The organism is Paraburkholderia sp. BR14312 (assembly GCF_040948675.1).
Taxonomy (GTDB): Bacteria; Pseudomonadota; Gammaproteobacteria; order Burkholderiales; family Burkholderiaceae; genus Paraburkholderia; species Paraburkholderia nodosa_A.
In genome coordinates this window covers 201,355-218,863 of the sequence record NZ_JBFPKI010000010.1, presented here as the reverse complement: position 1 = coordinate 218,863, position 17,509 = coordinate 201,355, and the positions used below count along the sequence as shown (strand labels likewise).

Here is a 17,509-nt window from a genome sequence, read left to right as displayed (position 1 = left end):
CGCGCTTAACGGCCGCGTACGCGAGGACTATCATCAGACGGCTTTCCAAAACATTACATCAACCAAAACCAGATCTGGAGACACGATGAATAAAGCCGCCCTCGGCCTGACGATCGTTAGCGCCGCTTTGCTGAGCGCGTGCGCCACGAGCCAGTCCGCCGGTACCCCCGCCAACGGTGCGCAGAGCGCCACGGCCCCGTCGCGCCTCGACGAAATCATCGCGCGCGGCACGCTGCGCGCCTGCACGACCGGCGACTACAAGCCCTACTCGTTCTACAGGCAGGACGGCACGTTCGAAGGCATCGACATCGACATGACCCAGTCGCTTGCGAAGTCGCTGGGCGTGAAGGCCGAGTTCGTGAAGACGTCGTGGTCGAACCTCATGAACGACTTCCTCGCGAAGTGCGACGTTGCAGTGGGCGGCGTCTCCACGACGCTCGAGCGCCAGAAGCGCGCGTTCTTCACCGAGGCCTATCAGGTCGACGGCAAGACGCCGATCGTGCGATGCGCGGACGTCAAGAAGTATCAGACCGTTGAGCAGATCAACCAGCCTTCGGTGCGCGTGATCGTGAATCCGGGCGGCACGAACGAGCGCTTCGCGAAGCAGTTCCTGCCGAATGCGAATCTCGTCATGTACCCGGACAACGTGACGATCTTCAAACAGATTCTCGCGGGCAAGGCCGACGTAATGGTGACCGACGCCTCCGAGACCATGTTGCAGCAGAAGCTCAACCCGGGGCTGTGTTCGGTGCATCCCGACAAGCCGTTTCAGTACGGCGAAAAAGCGTGGATGGTGCCGCGCGGCGACGTGGTGTTCCAGCAGTATGTCGATCAGTGGCTGCACCTTGCGCGCGCGAGCGGCGAATATCAGGCAATCTCCGACAAGTGGCTGAAGTGAAGTGTTGAATCGCGCCGCATTGTTATGGCCCTTCGAATTGCTACGATGAGTTGCAGAACATGGGGTCACACGAGGCACGCAAAGTTTGCATTCCACGCGCGAGCGCAATGCCGACGCATTGCGCATGTGCGCACCCGGTAAATCTGTACCGTACGCGTCATGCGTAAAAAGGCCCATGCGGTGGGCCTTCCTTCATGCGATTCGAATCCTCGCGCGCGAGTTGCGATTAAGGCTGTCAGGCAGCCTCGAAAAATAGCGGTAAAAATGACTTCCGCGAAACGCTCAGGATGGCAAAAAGCGCCGCAGAGCCTTATCTGACGGGCGTTACAACCTGAAACACTTTGTTACCGCGAACCTATCTTAATTCGCCCACAATGCCTTCAACGGTTTCAACACGGATGTGGCGCGGTGCCAGTGTGAGCGGACACAAAACACCAGCCGGTCGGCCCTACGCCGAAGCCCTCTCGAGGGGCATCCTTGTTGGAGCCGTGACCGGCGTCGAAGACGTTTCATGACCCGGCTCCTCCTTTGGTCTCCTCGCGCTAACCCCGTAGCGTGTGGTTTTTAGCGGGCTCCAGGCCCGCTTTTTTTTCGCCTGTACGTTTCGTTATTCAACAGGCATCGCTCTGCCCCCACTCCCTCCAGCGTCAAATGATCGTTCGGTTTCCCGACTATTTTTGCGCGTTCTGCAATGCCGCAGCGACGCCTTGAATCGTCCGCCGCGGCATTGCATCGAACCTCGTATCAAGCCGTCTTCTGCTCGTTGATCTTGAGCTCGTCGATCATGCGCGCGCGCATCACGAACTTCTGCACCTTGCCTGTCACGGTCATCGGCAGTTCGTCGACGAAGCGGATGTACTTCGGGATCTTGTAGTGGGCAATCTGCCCCTGGCAGAACGCCTGAATCTCCTCGGCCGTTGCCGCTTCGCCCGGGCGGAGCACGATCCACGCGCACACTTCCTCGCCGTACTTCGCATCGGGCACGCCGAACACCTGCGCGGACTGCACCTTCGGGTGGCGGAACAGAAACTCTTCGATCTCTCGCGGATAGATGTTCTCGCCGCCGCGGATCAGCATGTCCTTGAGGCGACCGACGATGTTGCAGTAGCCTTCGGCATCGATCGTCGCGAGATCGCCCGTATGCATCCAGCCATCGACGATCGACTCGGCCGTCTTCTCCGCGTCGCCCCAGTAGCCCTGCATCACCGAATAGCCCTTCGTGCACAGCTCGCCCGTTTCGCCCACCGGCACGATATTGCCGAGCGCGTCGACGATCTTCACTTCGAGATGCGGCTGAATGCGGCCCACGGTGGTCGTGCGCTTGTCGAGCGGGTCGGTGGTCGAGCTCTGGAACGACACCGGGCTCGTTTCCGTCATGCCGTAGGCGATCGTGATTTCGGCGAGATGCATCCTGGAGACCACGCGCTTCATCGTCTCGATCGGGCACGGCGAGCCGGCCATGATGCCCGTGCGCAGCTTCGAAAGATCGAAGCGTGCGAACTCCGGATGATCGAGCTCCGCGATGAACATCGTGGGCACGCCGTGCAAGGCCGTGCAGCCCTCTTCCGAGACGGCTTCGAGCGTCGCGCGCGGATCGAACGCCTCGCCGGGGAACACCATGTTCGCGCCAACGGATACGCACGCGAGCACCGCGAGAACCATGCCAAAGCAGTGATAGAGCGGCACCGGAATGCAAAGCGAATCTTCTTCGGTGAGGCGCATCGCCTGGGCGATGAAACGTCCGTTGTTGAGCACGTTGCGGTGCGTGAGCGTCGCGCCCTTCGGATTACCGGTCGTGCCGCTCGTGAACTGGATGTTGATGGCCTCGTCGGGCGATAGCGTCGCGTTGATGGCGTCGAGCCACGCCGTGCCGTCGCGCGCGATGCGCTCGCGGCCCATCTCCACGAGTTCGCTGAAGCAGAGCATGCCGGGCGTGGCCGTGTCGCACATGCGCACGACCGCGCGCAGTTCGGGCAGGCGCGCGGCCTGCAGCTGGCCGGGCGTGGCGCTCGCAAGCTCGGGCGCGAGCGTCTGCAGCATTTCCAGATACTTCGAGGTCTTGAAGCTCTCCGCCGAGACGATCGCCTTGCAGCCGACCTTGTTCAGCGCGTATTCGAGTTCGGCAAGACGATAGGCGGGATTGATGTTGACGAGCACCGCACCGATGCGCGCGGTCGCAAACTGGGTGAGCAGCCATTCGACGCGATTGGGCGACCAGATGCCGACGCGGTCTCCCTTGACGATGCCTAGCTCGGCAAAACCGGCCGCGAGCACGTCCACTTCTGCGGCGAACTCGCGCCAGTTCCAGCGGATGCCCTGCTCGCGGAACACCACGGCAGGCCGCTCGGGGAAGCGGTTGGCGGTCTCCTGCAGGAACGTGCCGAGAGTCGCGTCGCTGAGCGGTACGTCGGACGTGCCTCGCACGTAGGAAAGCCCGTCTTTCGGCGCGATGAGCGGCTCATGTACACCGGGCGCGGCGCGCGCGCCTGCTGCGTCGATTGCCATGATGGCTGTCTCCTGGGGAGCGTTACTCCCGCGTTTGAAATGAATTTGAAAACCATTGTGCCACCGGCTTGACTGGGGGCGGCATCAAGTCTTACCCGCAGGGTCTGGGCCGGCTGCGAACGCATGATTTGGCATTACCTTTCCGTAAACGTCAAGTATGCCGGAGCGTTTTGGTCGACCTCCGTGGCTCACGGCATTTATGCCGCGTTTTTCATCGCGGTGCCATTGGGCCGTGCCCGCCCACCGGCGCGCACATGCAAAAAGGGCTCCCCAACCGGGGAGCCCTTTTTTGCTTCGAACGCGGCCCCACGAGGGGGCGCGTACGAGAACCCATTAGTGCTGGTTCATCTTGCGCAGGCGCTGGATCGCCGCGAGCTGCGCGACCGCGTAGGCCAGTTCGGCCTGGGCGGTGGCGTACTCGAGGTTCGAGCCGGCGTTCTGCAGCGTCTCTTCAGCGCGCTTGCGCGCTTCCGTAGCCTTCGCCTCGTCGAGATCCTTGCCGCGGATCGCGGTGTCGGCGAGCACCGTGACGGCGCCCGGCTGCACTTCGAGAATGCCGCCGGCGACGAACACGAACTCTTCACCGCCGTCTTCCGCCACGATGCGCACTGCGCCCGGACGAATACGCGTGATGAGCGGCGTGTGCCCCGGCAGAATGCCCAGCTCGCCCGCCTCGCCCGGAAGCGCGACGAACTTCGCCTGGCCGTCGAAGATGCTCTCTTCGGCGCTGACGACGTCTACCTTGATGGTTGCTGCCATATGTGTCGACTCCTTGGGGATTAATTGGCTGCTGTGGCGGATAAGTCGCGCGACTTATCCGCACTTCGGCAACTAACCCTTACTGGATCTTCTTGGCCTTTTCGAAGGCTTCGTCGATCGTGCCGACCATGTAGAACGCCTGCTCCGGCAGGTGATCGCATTCGCCGTCAACGATCATCTTGAAGCCGCGAATCGTTTCCTTCAGCGGCACGTACTTGCCCGGCGAGCCCGTGAAGACTTCCGCGACGTGGAACGGCTGCGACAGGAAACGCTGGATCTTGCGAGCGCGGGCGACGGTCAGCTTGTCTTCCGGCGACAGTTCGTCCATGCCCAGAATCGCGATGATGTCGCGCAGTTCCTTGTAGCGCTGCAGCGTTTGCTGCACGCCGCGCGTGATCGAGTAATGCTCTTCGCCGATCACGTTCGGGTCGATCTGGCGCGAGGTCGAGTCGAGCGGGTCGACTGCCGGGTAGATACCCAGCGAGGCGATGTCACGCGACAGCACGACGGTTGCGTCCAGGTGGCCGAAGGTCGTAGCCGGCGACGGGTCGGTCAAGTCGTCCGCAGGGACGTACACGGCCTGAACCGACGTAATCGAGCCCTTCTTGGTCGACGTGATGCGCTCTTGCAGCTTGCCCATTTCTTCAGCCAGCGTCGGCTGATAGCCCACTGCCGACGGCATACGGCCGAGCAGTGCCGATACTTCCGTGCCAGCCAGCGTGAAACGGTAGATGTTGTCGACGAAGAACAGCACGTCGAGGCCTTCGTCGCGGAAGTGCTCGGCCATCGTCAGACCGGTCAGCGCGACGCGCAGACGGTTGCCCGGCGGCTCGTTCATCTGGCCGTACACCAGCGCGACCTTGTCGAGAACGTTCGAGTCCTTCATTTCGTGGTAGAAGTCGTTGCCCTCACGGGTACGCTCGCCCACGCCCGCAAACACGGAGAAACCACCGTGTTCCTTGGCGATGTTGTTGATGAGCTCCATCATGTTGACGGTCTTGCCCACGCCAGCACCACCGAACAGACCGACCTTGCCGCCCTTTGCGAACGGGCAGATCAGGTCGATAACCTTGATGCCGGTTTCGAGCAGTTCCGCCGACGGCGACAGCTCGTCGAACGCCGGAGCCTTCTGGTGGATCGAGCGCGTCGTTTCGCTCACGATCGGGCCAGCTTCGTCGATCGGACGGCCGAGCACGTCCATGATGCGGCCGAGGGTCGGCTTGCCGACCGGCACGCGGATGGGGTTGCCCGTGTTCTTGACCACGGTGCCGCGGCGCAGGCCGTCAGCCGAACCCAGACAGATGGTGCGGACAACGCCGTCGCCCAGCTGCTGCTGCACTTCCAGGGTCAGTTCCGACCCTTCGAGAATCAGCGCGTCGTAGATCTTCGGCATGCTCTCGCGCGGGAATTCCACGTCGATCACCGCGCCGATGCACTGTACGATCTTGCCTTCTACCAAAGCAGTTGTACTCATCGATTTTCCTTTAGATACCTGAATTCTTCACTCGCTCACCGGCATACACCGGCGCGGTTTCGCAATCGGTTCGCGCTCGTCGCTTGATCAAACGGCTGCTGCGCCGCCGACGATTTCCGAAAGTTCCTTCGTAATCGCGGCCTGGCGGCTCTTGTTGTACGAGAGCTGCAGTTCGTTGATGACCGTCTTCGCGTTGTCCGACGCCGCCTTCATCGCCACCATACGGGCCGACTGCTCCGAAGCCATGTTTTCCGCCACGGCCTGATAGACCAAGGCCTCGACATAGCGCACCAGCAGTTCGTCCACGACGGTTTGCGCATCCGGCTCGTAGATGTAGTCCCACGCCGACTTCGGCGTCGTGCCGTCGTCATCCGCTTCCAGACGCTCGGCCGACAGCGGCAGCAGTTGCTCGATTACAGGCTCCTGCTTCATCGTGTTGACGAAGCGCGTGTACGCGAGGTACACGGCGGAAAGCTTGCCTTCCGAGTACTGGTCGAGCTGCACCTTGATCGCGCCGATCAGCTTTTCGAGGTGCGGCGTGTCGCCAAGTTGCACAACGTTCGAGACGACCTTCGCGCGCAGACGATTCAGGAAACCGAGGCCCTTGCTGCCGATCGCAGTTGCTTCGATCGTCGTGCCGGATGCTTCCAGCTCCTTGAACTTCTGCAGCGTCGCGCGCAGCACGTTGGTGTTCATCCCGCCGCACAGACCCTTGTCGGTCGTGACGAGAATCACGCCTGCGACCTTCGCACCGGTGTTTTCCACCATGAACGGGTGGCGGTACTCGGGGTTCGCACGGCTCATGTGCGCAGCGATGTCGCGGACCTTGTCGGCATACGGGCGGGCGGCGCGCATTCGCTCCTGGGCACGGCGCATTTTCGACGCCGCGACCATTTCCATCGCCTTGGTGATCTTGCGCGTGTTTTGCACGCTCTTGATCTTGCCGCGAATTTCCTTCATTCCAGCCATTGCTTTGCTCCTTTGTCGACCCGGGTCAGCGCTTCATTCAGCACTTACCCGGGTCCCAGTCCGTTTATCGTGTTTGATTCCCGGACGGATCAATATGCGCCGGACTTCTTGAAGTCCTTGAGAGCCGCGTGGAGCGCGTTCTCGTCGTCCTTCGACAGGTCCTTCTTGTCCTCGATGCGCGCGACGAGGTCAGCGTGCTTCGACTTCAGGTATTCGCGCAGGCCCTTTTCGAACGGCAGGACGTCCTTGACGTCGATGTCGTCGAGGTATCCGTTGTTTGCCGAGAACAGCGCAACAGCCAGTTCCCACACTTGCAGCGGCTGATACTGCGGCTGCTTGAGCAGTTCCGTCACGCGGCGGCCGCGCTCGAGCTGCTTGCGGGTCGCTTCGTCGAGGTCCGATGCGAACTGGGCGAATGCAGCCAGTTCACGGTACTGCGCGAGGTCGGTACGGATACCGCCCGACAGCTTCTTCACGACCTTCGTTTGAGCCGCACCACCCACACGCGACACCGACACGCCGGCGTTGATTGCCGGGCGGATGCCTGCGTTGAAGAGGTCGGTTTCCAGGAAGATCTGGCCGTCGGTAATCGAGATCACGTTCGTCGGAACGAATGCGGTCACGTCGCCCGCTTGCGTTTCGATGATCGGCAGTGCGGTGAGCGAACCCGTCTTGCCCTTCACTTCGCCGTTCGTGAACTTCTCGACGTAGTCGGCCGACACGCGCGCGGCGCGCTCGAGCAGACGCGAGTGGAGATAGAACACGTCGCCGGGGTAGGCTTCACGGCCCGGCGGGCGGCGCAGCAGCAGCGAGATCTGACGGTATGCCCAGGCTTGCTTGGTCAAGTCGTCATAGATGATCAGGGCGTCTTGACCGCGGTCGCGGAAGTATTCGCCCATCGTGCAGCCGGCATACGGTGCGAGGTACTGCAGCGCGGCCGATTCCGAAGCCGAAGCGGCAACGACGATCGTGTATTCGATCGCGCCCGTTTCTTCGAGCTTGCGCAGCACGTTCTGGATCGACGAAGCCTTCTGACCGATGGCGACGTAAATACAGATGAGGTCCTTGCCCTTCTGGTTGATGATCGTGTCGACGGCCACCGCGGTCTTGCCGCACTGACGGTCGCCGATGATCAGCTCACGCTGGCCACGGCCGATCGGCACCATCGAGTCGATCGACTTCAGACCCGTTTGCACCGGCTGCGACACGCCTTCACGCCAGATCACGCCCGGAGCGATCTTTTCGATCGCGTCGGTCATCTTGGCGTTGACCGGGCCCTTGCCGTCGATCGGGTTGCCGAGCGGGTCGACCACGCGGCCGATCAGTTCGGGGCCAACCGGCACTTCGAGAATGCGGCCCGTCGTCTTGACGATGTCGCCTTCCGAGATGTGCTCGTACTCACCCAGAATCACGGCGCCGACCGAGTCGCGCTCAAGGTTCAGCGCGAGGCCGAAGGTATTGCCCGGGAATTCGAGCATTTCGCCCTGCATCACGTCCGACAGGCCGTGGATACGCACGATACCGTCGGTCACGGAGATCACGGTGCCCTGATTGCGAACGTCTGCGCTCGCTTCAAGGCCCTGGATCCGGCTCTTGATCAGCTCGCTGATCTCAGAGGGATTGAGTTGCATTATTCGCTCCTGATGTTCAATTCTGTTGCGTGCCAGCCGCCGCGCCCGATTTCTGGAATCGAGGCGCTCAGGCGGTCAACGCCGCCTGCATGCTGGCGAGCCGCGCGCGGACCGAGGTATCGAGCACTTCGTCGCCGACCGTGACGCGCACGCCGCCGATGAGCGAGTTGTCGATCTCGACGGTCGGCTTCAGCTTGCATTTGAACTTGCGTTCGAGGCTGGCGACGAGGTCGTTCAACTGGGCGCCTTCGAGCGGGAACGCGCTGACGATCACTGCGTCAGCAGCACCTGCCTTGGCGTTCTTGAGCGCTTCGAACTGCGTCTGGATTTCCGGCAGCAGCGCCAGGCGATGATTCTCGATCAGCATCTGCACGAGGTTCTTCACCTCGGCCGATTCCTTGACCGGCGACTTCACCGCCGCGAGCAGCAGCTCGGCGACCTGGGCATGGCTCACCTTCGGGCTCGTCGCGACCGACTGCACCTCGGGCAAGGCCGCAACCTGTGCCAGCTCCGAAACGAGCGTGGACCAGGCGGCGGTGTCACCAGCTTCGGCCACGCCAAACAATGCTTCTGCGTACGGGCGGGCGATGGTTGCAAGTTCGGCCATGATCAGAGCTCGGCTTTCAGTTGATTCAGCAGTTCGGCGTGGGCCGACTGATCGACTTCGCGCTTCAGGATCTGCTCGGCGCCTTGCACGGCGAGGGCGGCGACTTCGGCGCGCAGGGCTTCGCGTGCCTTGACCACCTGCTGGTCGGCGTCGGCCTTCGCCTGAGCGATGATGCGTGCCGCTTCGGCGTGTGCCTGGGCCTTGATTTCTTCTGCGACCGCCAGTGCGCGCTTTTCAGCGTCGGCGATACGGCTTTGACCCTCGTTACGGGCCGTAGCGAGCTCTTCGCCGACGCGCTTGTGCGCCGCTTCGAGTTCCGCCTTGCCCTTTTCCGCAGCGGCGAGGCCGTCTGCGATCTTCTTCGAGCGCTCGTCGAGGGCGTTGATCAACGGCGGCCACACGAACTTCATCGTGAACCACGCGAGGATCAGGAACACGACCATTTGCGCAAACAGGGTTGCGTTGAGATTCACGGTGTTTCCTTAATCGTTGCTATTCCGGGGAATTGAAACGGCAAGGCGCTCATCGGTTGTGAAACTCGATCAGCGCCTCGTCTCCCGTTCCGCCATGCGCCCACTACCCGTTATAGGTCAGGCGCAACCTTCCAGGGAACTTAGCCCGCGAGCTTCGAGAGCAGCGGGTTAGCGAACGCGAACAGCATTGCAACACCAACGCCAATCAGGAACGCTGCATCGATCAGACCAGCCAGCAGGAACATCTTCGTCTGCAGCGGGTTCATCAGTTCAGGCTGACGTGCGCAGGCTTCGATGTACTTGCCGCCCATCAGGCCGATACCGATACAGGCGCCGATTGCACCCAGGCCGATGATGATGCCGATACCGATGGCCGTGAAACCCTGGATGTTGGCGATGAAAGCTTGCATGATCACTCCTTATTGAGATTTTCTGGAACTGGGGATTTAAAACTGCAAATCTGGTTTGACGAGCACTTAGTGCTTGTCGTGTGCCTGGCCGATGTACACCAGCGTCAGCATCATGAAAATGAACGCCTGCAGCAGAACGATCAGAATGTGGAAGATCGCCCAGACGCTGCCCGCAATCACGTGGCCGATGAAGCCAAGCACCGTCGTGTCCGCGCCGAAGCTCCACAGACCGCCCAGCAGCGCGATCAGCAGGAACAGCAGCTCGCCTGCATACATGTTGCCGAACAACCGCAGGGCGAGCGAAACCGTCTTGGCGACGAACTCGATGATGTTCAGTGCAAGGTTCGGGATCCACAGCAGCGGATGCGCGCCGAACGGGGCCGAGAGCAGCTCGTGTGCGAAGCCGCCAGGACCCTTGATCTTGAGGTTGTAGTAAATCATCAGCACGAACACGCCGAGCGCGATGCCGAACGTGCCGTTGAGGTCGGCAGTCGGGACGATGCGCTGGTGCGGCAGCGCTTCGGACAGGCCGAGCCAGCCGATCACGCGCGTGGGCAGGTCGACGGGAATGAAGTCGAGCGAGTTCATGAGCGCGACCCAGATGAACACGGTCAGCGCGAGCGGTGCGATGAATGCGCGGTTGCCATGGACGATGGACTTGGACTGGTCCTCGACCATCTCGACCAGCATTTCGATGGCGCACTGGAAGCGGCCCGGTACGCCCGGGGTCGCCTTGCGCGCAGCGAGGCGCAGGATGAGGATCGTCACGACGCCGCACAGAATCGACCAGAACAGCGTGTCGATGTTCCAGACGCTGAAGTCGACGATCGACGTCTGGTGCGAGGTCGCAAAGTTCTGCAAGTGGTGAGCAATGTACTCGGACGGACCCGGTCCGCTCGTTCCTTCGCTAGCTGCCATATCGTTAGAGCCACCCAAATTGTCGAAAATCGTTTTCGGCCGTTCCCGCCGCAATACTGTATTGCGGGAACACGCCGCCGTGGATCGTGTCTTATCTGCTTCGCATCGGCCAGCTAACTTCCACCGTCATCGCTTCGACGCCCTGACTTGAGGCGGCGCGATGTTGGCGGGTCAGCGCCACGCGAGCGCGATCCAGTATGTCTTTAGTGCGATCAGGTACGTGACGAGCAGCGGAATCCACAGCACGTCGTGATACCAGAACGCGATGGCGACGAACATCGCAATCGTCGCCCCCATCTTGAAGGCTTCACCGAGCATCCAGTTAAATACGGTGCCCGCCCTGCTCAACTGCTTCAGGCGCGCCGCGAACAGCGCACCGGGTAACCAGCAGATCGCTCCGCCCAGGAAGGCCGACAACGCAGCACTGCCCGGCGGCTTATAAAACAGCCACCACGCCAACGTTGCAACCAGGGACAAAACCACTTGCGCCGCGACGACACGAAACGGCGTGACGCGCGATGGGCGACTCACCTGTGCGCCGAAAATTTGCTCGGCTTCGGCCCGGGTGAGCGGAACGATGTCGTTGTTATCTTGCTGGCTGGCGTCCAGTTCATCCCAGCGCGCGTTGTGATCCGCTTTGGAAACAACGCGTCCGGAAGTTCTTGCCGCTGCATCCTGCCCCCGGCTGGATGCTCCGGCTGCGCCCGGCGGTACATCGGGCCCTTCATGCGCCTGCGGCGCTTCGTCTGGCCTCTGACCCACCATCGCTTTATTCCGGAAATTCGCCTTGCACGCGTTTTATTACAGCGTACTTACGGCATCGCCAACCAAATAAATCCGGGCGATTGTAAGCGATAGTTGCAGGCAATTCAAGACTTTAGGCCCTTCAATAACACCCGTGAAATGCGACTTCATGATGCGGAAAACTCCGCGCCGCGAGGGTGTGACCGGTAACTGTAAGGGATGCAGCAGGCAAAGCGCAATCATCAGGATGACCAGGTAATTTCGAGCCCATCTGGCGCGCAATCCGGGCTATGCGCCAGGATGTGGGACGGGGTGCCGTCAGAACAGATGCAGCAGCAGCGCGCCGCCCAAAAAGGCCGCGATCCAGAACGGCACAGCGACCAGGTGAAACAGCAACCACACGCCGCGCTGGCCGGACAGACGCACGGCGATGAGGTTCGCCAGCGAGCCGATGGCCACCCCGAAGCCCCCCACGCTCACGCCGAACGCGAGCGCGCGCCAGTCGTGCGTGAAACCCGCGAGCACAATGGCGGCCGGAACATTGCTAATCACTTGCGACAGCACCGCCCCTGCGGCAAAAGCGCGCATCGGCGTTTGCAGCGACAGTGACGTCAGCGCGTGATGGATGGCGGGCAGCGCGGCCACGCTGCGCAGGACGATGAACATCAGCACGAAGATCAGCAGCAGCAGCCAGTCGATCTTGAGCACGATGCGAATTCGCCAGATCACAAAGCCCGCGGCGACGGCGGCAAGTGCAACGCCTGCGTGGTGCGCATCGGCGAGCAGCACGAATGCGACGAAGAGCACAGCCGCCACGCTCGCAAGCGGCCGGTCGACGCGCTGCGGCGCGGCGTCTCTCGAGAGATCGAGCGGTATGGTCTTGAAAAGAAACGCTGTGAGCAGGATGAGCATCGCCATGAGCAACGCGCAAAGCGGTGCGAGCCCCACGACGAAGCGTCCGAACGATACCCCGCTCACCTGCCAGAGAAACAGGTTCTGCGGGTTGCCGAGCGGCGTGAGCACCGACCCCGCGTTCACGGCAAGCGCGATGACGATCACGAGGCGCTTGAGCGGCAGCGGCGTGAGCTTGTGCAGCGACAGCACGAGCGGCACCACGACGAAAAGCGCCACATCGTTGGTCACGATCATCGCCAGCACCGCGGCCAGCGCGACGAGCAGCAACGCGAGCCCGCGCTCCGAGTGAATGTAGTGGACGAGCTTGTGCGCGAGCCAGGTGAGCAGTCCTGAATATTCGATACCCTTCGTCAGAATGAGCAGACCCGCGAGGGTCATCACCGTTTGCCAGTCGACAAGTGCCGGCAGCGAGGCGATGGGACGAGGTGCGTAAATCTGCAACGCCACGAACGCCACGATGAGGATCGCGAGCACCGGCTCCGAAACGGCGAATGCGCCGATGCGGCGCAACAGGCTCAAGGGCTCACGCGCGCCCTGCTCCGATTCGCGCACCGGATTTATGCGCCGGCGCGCGCGTTTGCCGTGGCGACGTGCAACGCGCCCATTACGCGGCCGTCTCGCCGCGCAGGCGCAGCAGGATGCCGTCGAGCGCGTCGAGGTCGCCGAAGTCGACCGTGAGCTGCCCTCGTCCGCGTCGGCCGAGCTTGATCTTCACCGATGCGGCGAGCAGGTCCGACAATTCCTCTTCGAGGCGGCGCGTGTCGCGCCCGCCATCGTGCGCGGCCTTCGCCTTGACTGCCGGTGCGGCCTTCGTGGTGACCGAAACGAGCTTCTCCGTTTCACGCACCGACATCCGCTTGTTGACCACCTGGTTCGCCAGCGTGATCTGCGTGGCCGCGTCCACGGCGAGCAGCGCACGGGCGTGGCCCATGTCGAGGTCGCCGGCCAGCAGCATGGTCTGCACGGGCGCCGCGAGATTGAGCAAACGCAGCAGATTCGACACCGCGCTGCGCGAGCGTCCCACCGACTCGGCCGCCTGCTCGTGCGTGAAGCTGAACTCGTCGAGCAGGCGCTGGATGCCCTGCGCCTCTTCCAGCGGATTCAGGTCCTCGCGCTGGATGTTCTCGATCAGCGCCATCGCGGCGGCGGCCTGGTCGGGCACATCCTTCACGAGCACCGGCACTTCGGTGAGGCCAGCGATGTGCGCAGCACGGAAGCGTCGCTCGCCCGCGATGATTTCGTAGCGCCCCGTCGCAACCGGGCGCACGAGAATCGGCTGCATCAGACCCTGCGCGCGAATGCTCGCGGCCAGCTCCTGGAGCGCGCCCTCGTCCATGCGCGTGCGCGGCTGATACTTGCCGGCCTGCATCTGCGTGAGCGGCAGCGTGTTAGGCGCGCCGTCGATCTTCACCGCCTCGGTGATGTCCGCGCTGCCGCCGAGCAATGCTTCCAGCCCCCGGCCCAGCCCCTTCTTCCGTGCTACTGCATTCATCGTGCTTCCCCAGTCTCGTCAGAGTGCGCGCACGCGCTCGATCATTTCCGCGCCGAACTGCACATAGGCCTGTGCGCCGCGCGAGGCGCGATCGAACACCACGCCCGGCAAGCCGTAGCTCGGAGCTTCAGCGAGGCGGACGTTGCGCGGGATCACGGCGTCGAAGACCTTGTCGCCGAAGTGCTCTTTCAACTGCTCGGAAACCTGCTGCTGCAACGTAATGCGCGGATCGAACATCACGCGCAGAAGGCCGATCACCTTCAGGTCGCGATTCATGTTCGCATGGACCTGCTTGATCGTATTGATGAGATCCGAAAGACCTTCGAGCGCGAAGTATTCGCACTGCATCGGGATCACCACGCCATGGGCGGCGCACAGGCCGTTGAGCGTGAGCAGCGAAAGCGCCGGCGGGCAATCGATGAGGACGAAGTCGTAATCGGCGTCGACTTCGGCGAGCGCGGCCTTCAGGCGCCGCTCGCGCTGCTCGACCGTCACGAGTTCGACCTCGGCGCCGGCCAGCTCGCGGTTGGCCGGCAGGACGTCGTAGCCGACCTGTTCCGGTCGCGTGCGCGCGGCGTTCACCGTGACTCCGTCGACGAGCACCTCGTAGACCGTGTTCTCGCACGCGGCCTTGTCGATGCCGCTGCCCATCGTGGCGTTGCCCTGCGGGTCAAGGTCGATGAGAAGGACACGTTGTCCCTGCGATGCGAGGCTCGCGGCGAGATTGACCGTTGTCGTCGTCTTGCCGACGCCGCCCTTCTGGTTCGCAACGCAGAAGATTTTTGCCATCTTTTGTGTGTCCCTTTTACTGCCTTAAGTAGTTTGCTTACGTTATGACGCAACTGCTTCGCGCACCTTTCGGCCGATTGGCCATCGCCGGATCGGCTCAGGCCGCGGCGACCGACTCAACCGACACTTCGATCAAGTGGCGCTCCGCATCGAGCATCGGCACGCTCAGGCGGATCGTATTCAGCGCCCGGGTGCCGGCCGGCAGACGCTCGATCTCGTCTTCGGGGTGCACACCCTTCATGGCCCAGATCGCGCCACCCTCGGCAACGAGATGACGGGCCAGTGTAACGAAATCGGCGAGATCCGCGAATGCCCGAGACACGATCAAATCGAATTTTTTCGATACTTCGATGCCGGGACGCAGCGATTCGACCCGGCCGGTCACCACCGAGAGGTTCGCGAGTCCGAGTTCAGCCTTCGCCTGCGACTGGAACGCCGACTTCTTCTGCACGATATCGTTGAGCGTGACCTGGCAGTCCGGACGCACGATCGCGAGCACGATGCCGGGCAGTCCGCCGCCGGAGCCGACATCGAGCACCGTTGCGTCGGCGCGCGCCGGCAGGTGCGGCACGATCGAGAGCGAATCGAGAATGTGCTGGATCAGCATCTGGCGCGGATCGCGAATCGCCGTGAGGTTGTACACGGCGTTCCACTTGGCGAGCAGCGCAACGTAGTCGAGCAACTGCTCGTGCTGCCGCTCGGTGAGTTCGACGCCAAGCGCCTGAGCGCCCTCTTTCAGCAGACGAGCGAGCGCGTCGCGGTCCGCAATGCCGGGTTGCCTCGAGCGCCCCGTCATTGCGCCACCGGCGTCGAGTCGGGGCCGCTTTCGTCTGCAGCACCCGGATTCTGGCGACGGCGGCCAAGGCCACGCTTGAGGTGAACCATCAGCAACGAAATCGCGGCGGGCGTAATGCCCGAAATGCGCGACGCCTGGCCGATCGTTTCAGGGCGGAACTGGCTCAGCTTCTGGCGCGCCTCGAACGACAGGCCACGCACTTCCGCGTAATCGATGCCTTCAGGCAGACGGGTATTTTCCTGCGCGCCGTTGCGTTCGATCTCGTCGGCTTGACGATCGATATAGCCCTGATATTTGATGCCGATTTCGATCTGTTCCTTGATCTGGGCTAGCAAAACTTCATCCTCGGCGAGCGGGGTTTCCGGCGCACAAGCGCCTTCGCGCAGACCGCACACGCCGTCATAGGTCACGCCCGGGCGGCGCAGCAGGTCCGCGAGGTTGTATTCGCGGTCAATCGACTTGCCGAGCAATGCCGTTGCTTCTTCCGCCGAAAGCGTCTTGGGGTTCACCCACGTCGACTTCAGACGCTCTGTTTCACGTGAAACAGCATCGCGCTTACGGGAGAAGGCGTCCCAACGGACGTCGTCAATTACACCCAGTTCGCGGCCAATCTCCGTCAGGCGCATATCCGCATTGTCTTCACGTAGGCTCAAGCGGTATTCGGCTCGGCTCGTGAACATGCGATACGGCTCGGAAACGCCACGCGTCACCAGATCGTCGACCAGCACGCCAAGGTACGCCTGATCGCGGCGCGGGCACCATGCGTCCTTGCCCTGCACCTGGAGGCCTGCGTTCATGCCGGCGAGCAAGCCTTGTGCTGCCGCTTCTTCATAGCCCGTCGTGCCGTTGATCTGGCCCGCAAAAAACAGGCCGTTGATCACCTTGGTTTCGAGCGAAGCCTTGAGGCCGCGCGGGTCGAAATAGTCGTATTCGATCGCGTAGCCCGGACGCAGGATGTGCGCGTGCTCGAGGCCGCGCATCGAGTGCACGAGCTCGAGCTGCACATCGAACGGGAGGCTCGTGGAGATGCCGTTCGGGTAGAACTCGTTCGTCGTCAGGCCTTCCGGTTCGAGGAAGATCTGGTGCGATTCCTTGGACGCGAAGCGATGAATCTTGTCCTCGATGGACGGGCAATAGCGCGGCCCTACCCCTTCGATCACGCCCGTGTACATCGGCGAGCGGTCGAGACCGCCGCGAATGATGTCGTGGGTGCGCTCATTCGTATGCGTGACCCAGCACGGAATCTGGCGCGGATGCTGCTCCGCGCGGCCGAGAAACGAGAACACTGGCACCGGATCGAGGTCACCGGGCTGCTCTTCGAGCACCGAAAAGTCGATCGTGCGGCCGTCGATACGCGGCGGCGTGCCCGTCTTGAGACGGCCCTGCGGCAGCTTCAGCTCCTTCAGGCGCGACGAGAGCGTCACGGCAGCGGGATCGCCAGCGCGGCCGCCCGTGTAGTTGTTCAGGCCCACGTGGATCTTGCCGTCGAGAAAAGTCCCCGCCGTCAGCACGACTGCACGGCTGCGGAAGCGGATGCCCACCTGCGTGACGGCGCCTACGACGCGATCGCCTTCGACCATCAGGTCTTCCACGGCCTGCTGGAACAGCCACAGATTCGGCTGATTCTCGAGACGTCGCCGGATCGCCGCCTTATAAAGAATGCGGTCGGCCTGCGCGCGCGTCGCCCGAACCGCCGGGCCCTTGGACGAATTGAGAATGCGGAACTGGATCCCGCCCTCGTCCGTCGCAGCGGCCATGGCGCCGCCGAGTGCATCGACTTCCTTGACCAGATGGCCCTTGCCGATGCCGCCAATCGACGGATTGCAGCTCATCTGGCCAAGCGTTTCGATGTTGTGCGTGAGCAGGAGCGTCTTGACGCCCATGCGGGCGGCGGCAAGCGCAGCCTCGGTTCCGGCGTGACCGCCGCCGACGACGATTACGTCAAACTCTGTGGGATAAAGCATGGCGGGACCTCACGCAAGGACGAAACGACCGCGTGAGCCTTCTCGGAAAAAGTGGTATGCGCGAATTATAACGGTTTCGGGTTTTCGGCCGTTCACACCCGAATTTTGTTCCCCAGACGCGCCGGCGTTGAACAAAAAAAAGCGGCGTGTTTCACGTGAAACACG

The 17,509-nt window shown here is 62.4% G+C and carries 16 protein-coding genes; 1 reads left to right on the top strand and 15 read right to left on the bottom strand.

Translation table 11 applies throughout. The annotated features are described in order from the left end of the window. Positions 1 to 85: 85 nt before the first annotated feature. Positions 86 to 898, top strand: coding sequence for a transporter substrate-binding domain-containing protein (locus tag AB3X98_RS27215; protein WP_342949170.1), 813 nt, complete (start codon positions 86 to 88; stop codon positions 896 to 898). A gap of 744 nt (positions 899 to 1,642) precedes the next feature. Here AB3X98_RS27215 and AB3X98_RS27210 read toward each other — a convergent pair. The 15 genes from AB3X98_RS27210 to mnmG form a co-directional block, all read right to left on the bottom strand. Next, positions 1,643 to 3,403, bottom strand: a complete 1,761-nt coding sequence (locus AB3X98_RS27210; RefSeq protein ID WP_342949169.1) for an AMP-binding protein — start codon at positions 3,401 to 3,403, stop codon at positions 1,643 to 1,645. A 333-nt stretch (positions 3,404 to 3,736) separates the two neighbouring features. Continuing rightward, positions 3,737 to 4,162 carry a F0F1 ATP synthase subunit epsilon gene (locus tag AB3X98_RS27205; protein WP_028203314.1) on the bottom strand — a complete coding sequence of 142 codons (426 nt, stop codon included), beginning with the start codon at positions 4,160 to 4,162 and terminating at the stop codon, positions 3,737 to 3,739. Positions 4,163 to 4,241: 79 nt separating this feature from the next. Continuing rightward, on the bottom strand, positions 4,242 to 5,636 hold the full coding sequence (gene atpD / locus AB3X98_RS27200) for a F0F1 ATP synthase subunit beta (protein ID WP_069264444.1): 1,395 nt from the start codon (positions 5,634 to 5,636) through the stop codon (positions 4,242 to 4,244). Positions 5,637 to 5,723: 87 nt separating this feature from the next. Beyond that, positions 5,724 to 6,605 carry a F0F1 ATP synthase subunit gamma gene (gene atpG, locus AB3X98_RS27195; protein WP_069264446.1) on the bottom strand — a complete coding sequence of 294 codons (882 nt, stop codon included), beginning with the start codon at positions 6,603 to 6,605 and terminating at the stop codon, positions 5,724 to 5,726. A gap of 89 nt (positions 6,606 to 6,694) precedes the next feature. Beyond that, positions 6,695 to 8,236, bottom strand: coding sequence for a F0F1 ATP synthase subunit alpha (gene atpA / locus AB3X98_RS27190; RefSeq protein ID WP_069264448.1), 1,542 nt, complete (start codon positions 8,234 to 8,236; stop codon positions 6,695 to 6,697). A 67-nt stretch (positions 8,237 to 8,303) separates the two neighbouring features. Beyond that, entirely contained in the window at positions 8,304 to 8,843 is a 540-nt protein-coding gene (locus AB3X98_RS27185; protein ID WP_028203310.1) for a F0F1 ATP synthase subunit delta, read from the bottom strand. Positions 8,844 to 8,845: 2 nt separating this feature from the next. After that, positions 8,846 to 9,316: a F0F1 ATP synthase subunit B gene (locus AB3X98_RS27180; RefSeq protein ID WP_028213229.1), complete on the bottom strand. Its 471-nt coding sequence runs from the start codon at positions 9,314 to 9,316 to the stop codon at positions 8,846 to 8,848. A 140-nt stretch (positions 9,317 to 9,456) separates the two neighbouring features. Next, on the bottom strand, positions 9,457 to 9,726 hold the full coding sequence (gene atpE / locus AB3X98_RS27175; RefSeq protein ID WP_028203308.1) for a F0F1 ATP synthase subunit C: 270 nt from the start codon (positions 9,724 to 9,726) through the stop codon (positions 9,457 to 9,459). 66 nt (positions 9,727 to 9,792) lie between these two features. Further along, positions 9,793 to 10,644, bottom strand: coding sequence for a F0F1 ATP synthase subunit A (atpB, locus tag AB3X98_RS27170; RefSeq protein ID WP_069264450.1), 852 nt, complete (start codon positions 10,642 to 10,644; stop codon positions 9,793 to 9,795). 171 nt (positions 10,645 to 10,815) lie between these two features. Further along, a complete protein-coding gene (locus AB3X98_RS27165) occupies positions 10,816 to 11,409 on the bottom strand; it encodes an ATP synthase subunit I (RefSeq protein WP_083245236.1) in 594 nt (197 codons plus the stop codon). A gap of 297 nt (positions 11,410 to 11,706) precedes the next feature. Beyond that, positions 11,707 to 12,822, bottom strand: coding sequence for an SLC13 family permease (locus AB3X98_RS27160; RefSeq protein ID WP_368603810.1), 1,116 nt, complete (start codon positions 12,820 to 12,822; stop codon positions 11,707 to 11,709). An 85-nt stretch (positions 12,823 to 12,907) separates the two neighbouring features. Beyond that, positions 12,908 to 13,795, bottom strand: coding sequence for a ParB/RepB/Spo0J family partition protein (locus AB3X98_RS27155; RefSeq protein WP_368603723.1), 888 nt, complete (start codon positions 13,793 to 13,795; stop codon positions 12,908 to 12,910). Positions 13,796 to 13,813: 18 nt separating this feature from the next. Then, positions 13,814 to 14,584, bottom strand: coding sequence for a ParA family protein (locus tag AB3X98_RS27150; RefSeq protein WP_069264452.1), 771 nt, complete (start codon positions 14,582 to 14,584; stop codon positions 13,814 to 13,816). A gap of 97 nt (positions 14,585 to 14,681) precedes the next feature. Beyond that, positions 14,682 to 15,380: a 16S rRNA (guanine(527)-N(7))-methyltransferase RsmG gene (gene rsmG / locus AB3X98_RS27145; RefSeq protein ID WP_368603724.1), complete on the bottom strand. Its 699-nt coding sequence runs from the start codon at positions 15,378 to 15,380 to the stop codon at positions 14,682 to 14,684. Then, positions 15,377 to 17,344 carry a tRNA uridine-5-carboxymethylaminomethyl(34) synthesis enzyme MnmG gene (gene mnmG / locus AB3X98_RS27140; protein WP_368603725.1) on the bottom strand — a complete coding sequence of 656 codons (1,968 nt, stop codon included), beginning with the start codon at positions 17,342 to 17,344 and terminating at the stop codon, positions 15,377 to 15,379. The genes rsmG and mnmG overlap by 4 nt, the downstream gene beginning before the upstream one ends. Positions 17,345 to 17,509 lie beyond the last annotated feature (165 nt).

What these genes read in the sequence shown, in the direction of transcription:
- AB3X98_RS27215 (WP_342949170.1), top strand. Translation starts at nt 86, where the DNA reads ATGAATAAAGCCGCCCTCGGCCTGACGATCGTTAGCGCCGCTTTGCTG.
- AB3X98_RS27210 (WP_342949169.1), bottom strand. Translation starts at nt 3,403, where the DNA reads ATGGCAATCGACGCAGCAGGCGCGCGCGCCGCGCCCGGTGTACATGAG.
- AB3X98_RS27205 (WP_028203314.1), bottom strand. Translation starts at nt 4,162, where the DNA reads ATGGCAGCAACCATCAAGGTAGACGTCGTCAGCGCCGAAGAGAGCATC.
- atpD (WP_069264444.1), bottom strand. Translation starts at nt 5,636, where the DNA reads ATGAGTACAACTGCTTTGGTAGAAGGCAAGATCGTACAGTGCATCGGC.
- atpG (WP_069264446.1), bottom strand. Translation starts at nt 6,605, where the DNA reads ATGGCTGGAATGAAGGAAATTCGCGGCAAGATCAAGAGCGTGCAAAAC.
- atpA (WP_069264448.1), bottom strand. Translation starts at nt 8,236, where the DNA reads ATGCAACTCAATCCCTCTGAGATCAGCGAGCTGATCAAGAGCCGGATC.
- AB3X98_RS27185 (WP_028203310.1), bottom strand. Translation starts at nt 8,843, where the DNA reads ATGGCCGAACTTGCAACCATCGCCCGCCCGTACGCAGAAGCATTGTTT.
- atpE (WP_028203308.1), bottom strand. Translation starts at nt 9,726, where the DNA reads ATGCAAGCTTTCATCGCCAACATCCAGGGTTTCACGGCCATCGGTATC.
- atpB (WP_069264450.1), bottom strand. Translation starts at nt 10,644, where the DNA reads ATGGCAGCTAGCGAAGGAACGAGCGGACCGGGTCCGTCCGAGTACATT.
- AB3X98_RS27165 (WP_083245236.1), bottom strand. Translation starts at nt 11,409, where the DNA reads ATGGTGGGTCAGAGGCCAGACGAAGCGCCGCAGGCGCATGAAGGGCCC.
- AB3X98_RS27155 (WP_368603723.1), bottom strand. Translation starts at nt 13,795, where the DNA reads ATGAATGCAGTAGCACGGAAGAAGGGGCTGGGCCGGGGGCTGGAAGCA.
- AB3X98_RS27150 (WP_069264452.1), bottom strand. Translation starts at nt 14,584, where the DNA reads ATGGCAAAAATCTTCTGCGTTGCGAACCAGAAGGGCGGCGTCGGCAAG.
- rsmG (WP_368603724.1), bottom strand. Translation starts at nt 15,380, where the DNA reads ATGACGGGGCGCTCGAGGCAACCCGGCATTGCGGACCGCGACGCGCTC.
- mnmG (WP_368603725.1), bottom strand. Translation starts at nt 17,344, where the DNA reads ATGCTTTATCCCACAGAGTTTGACGTAATCGTCGTCGGCGGCGGTCAC.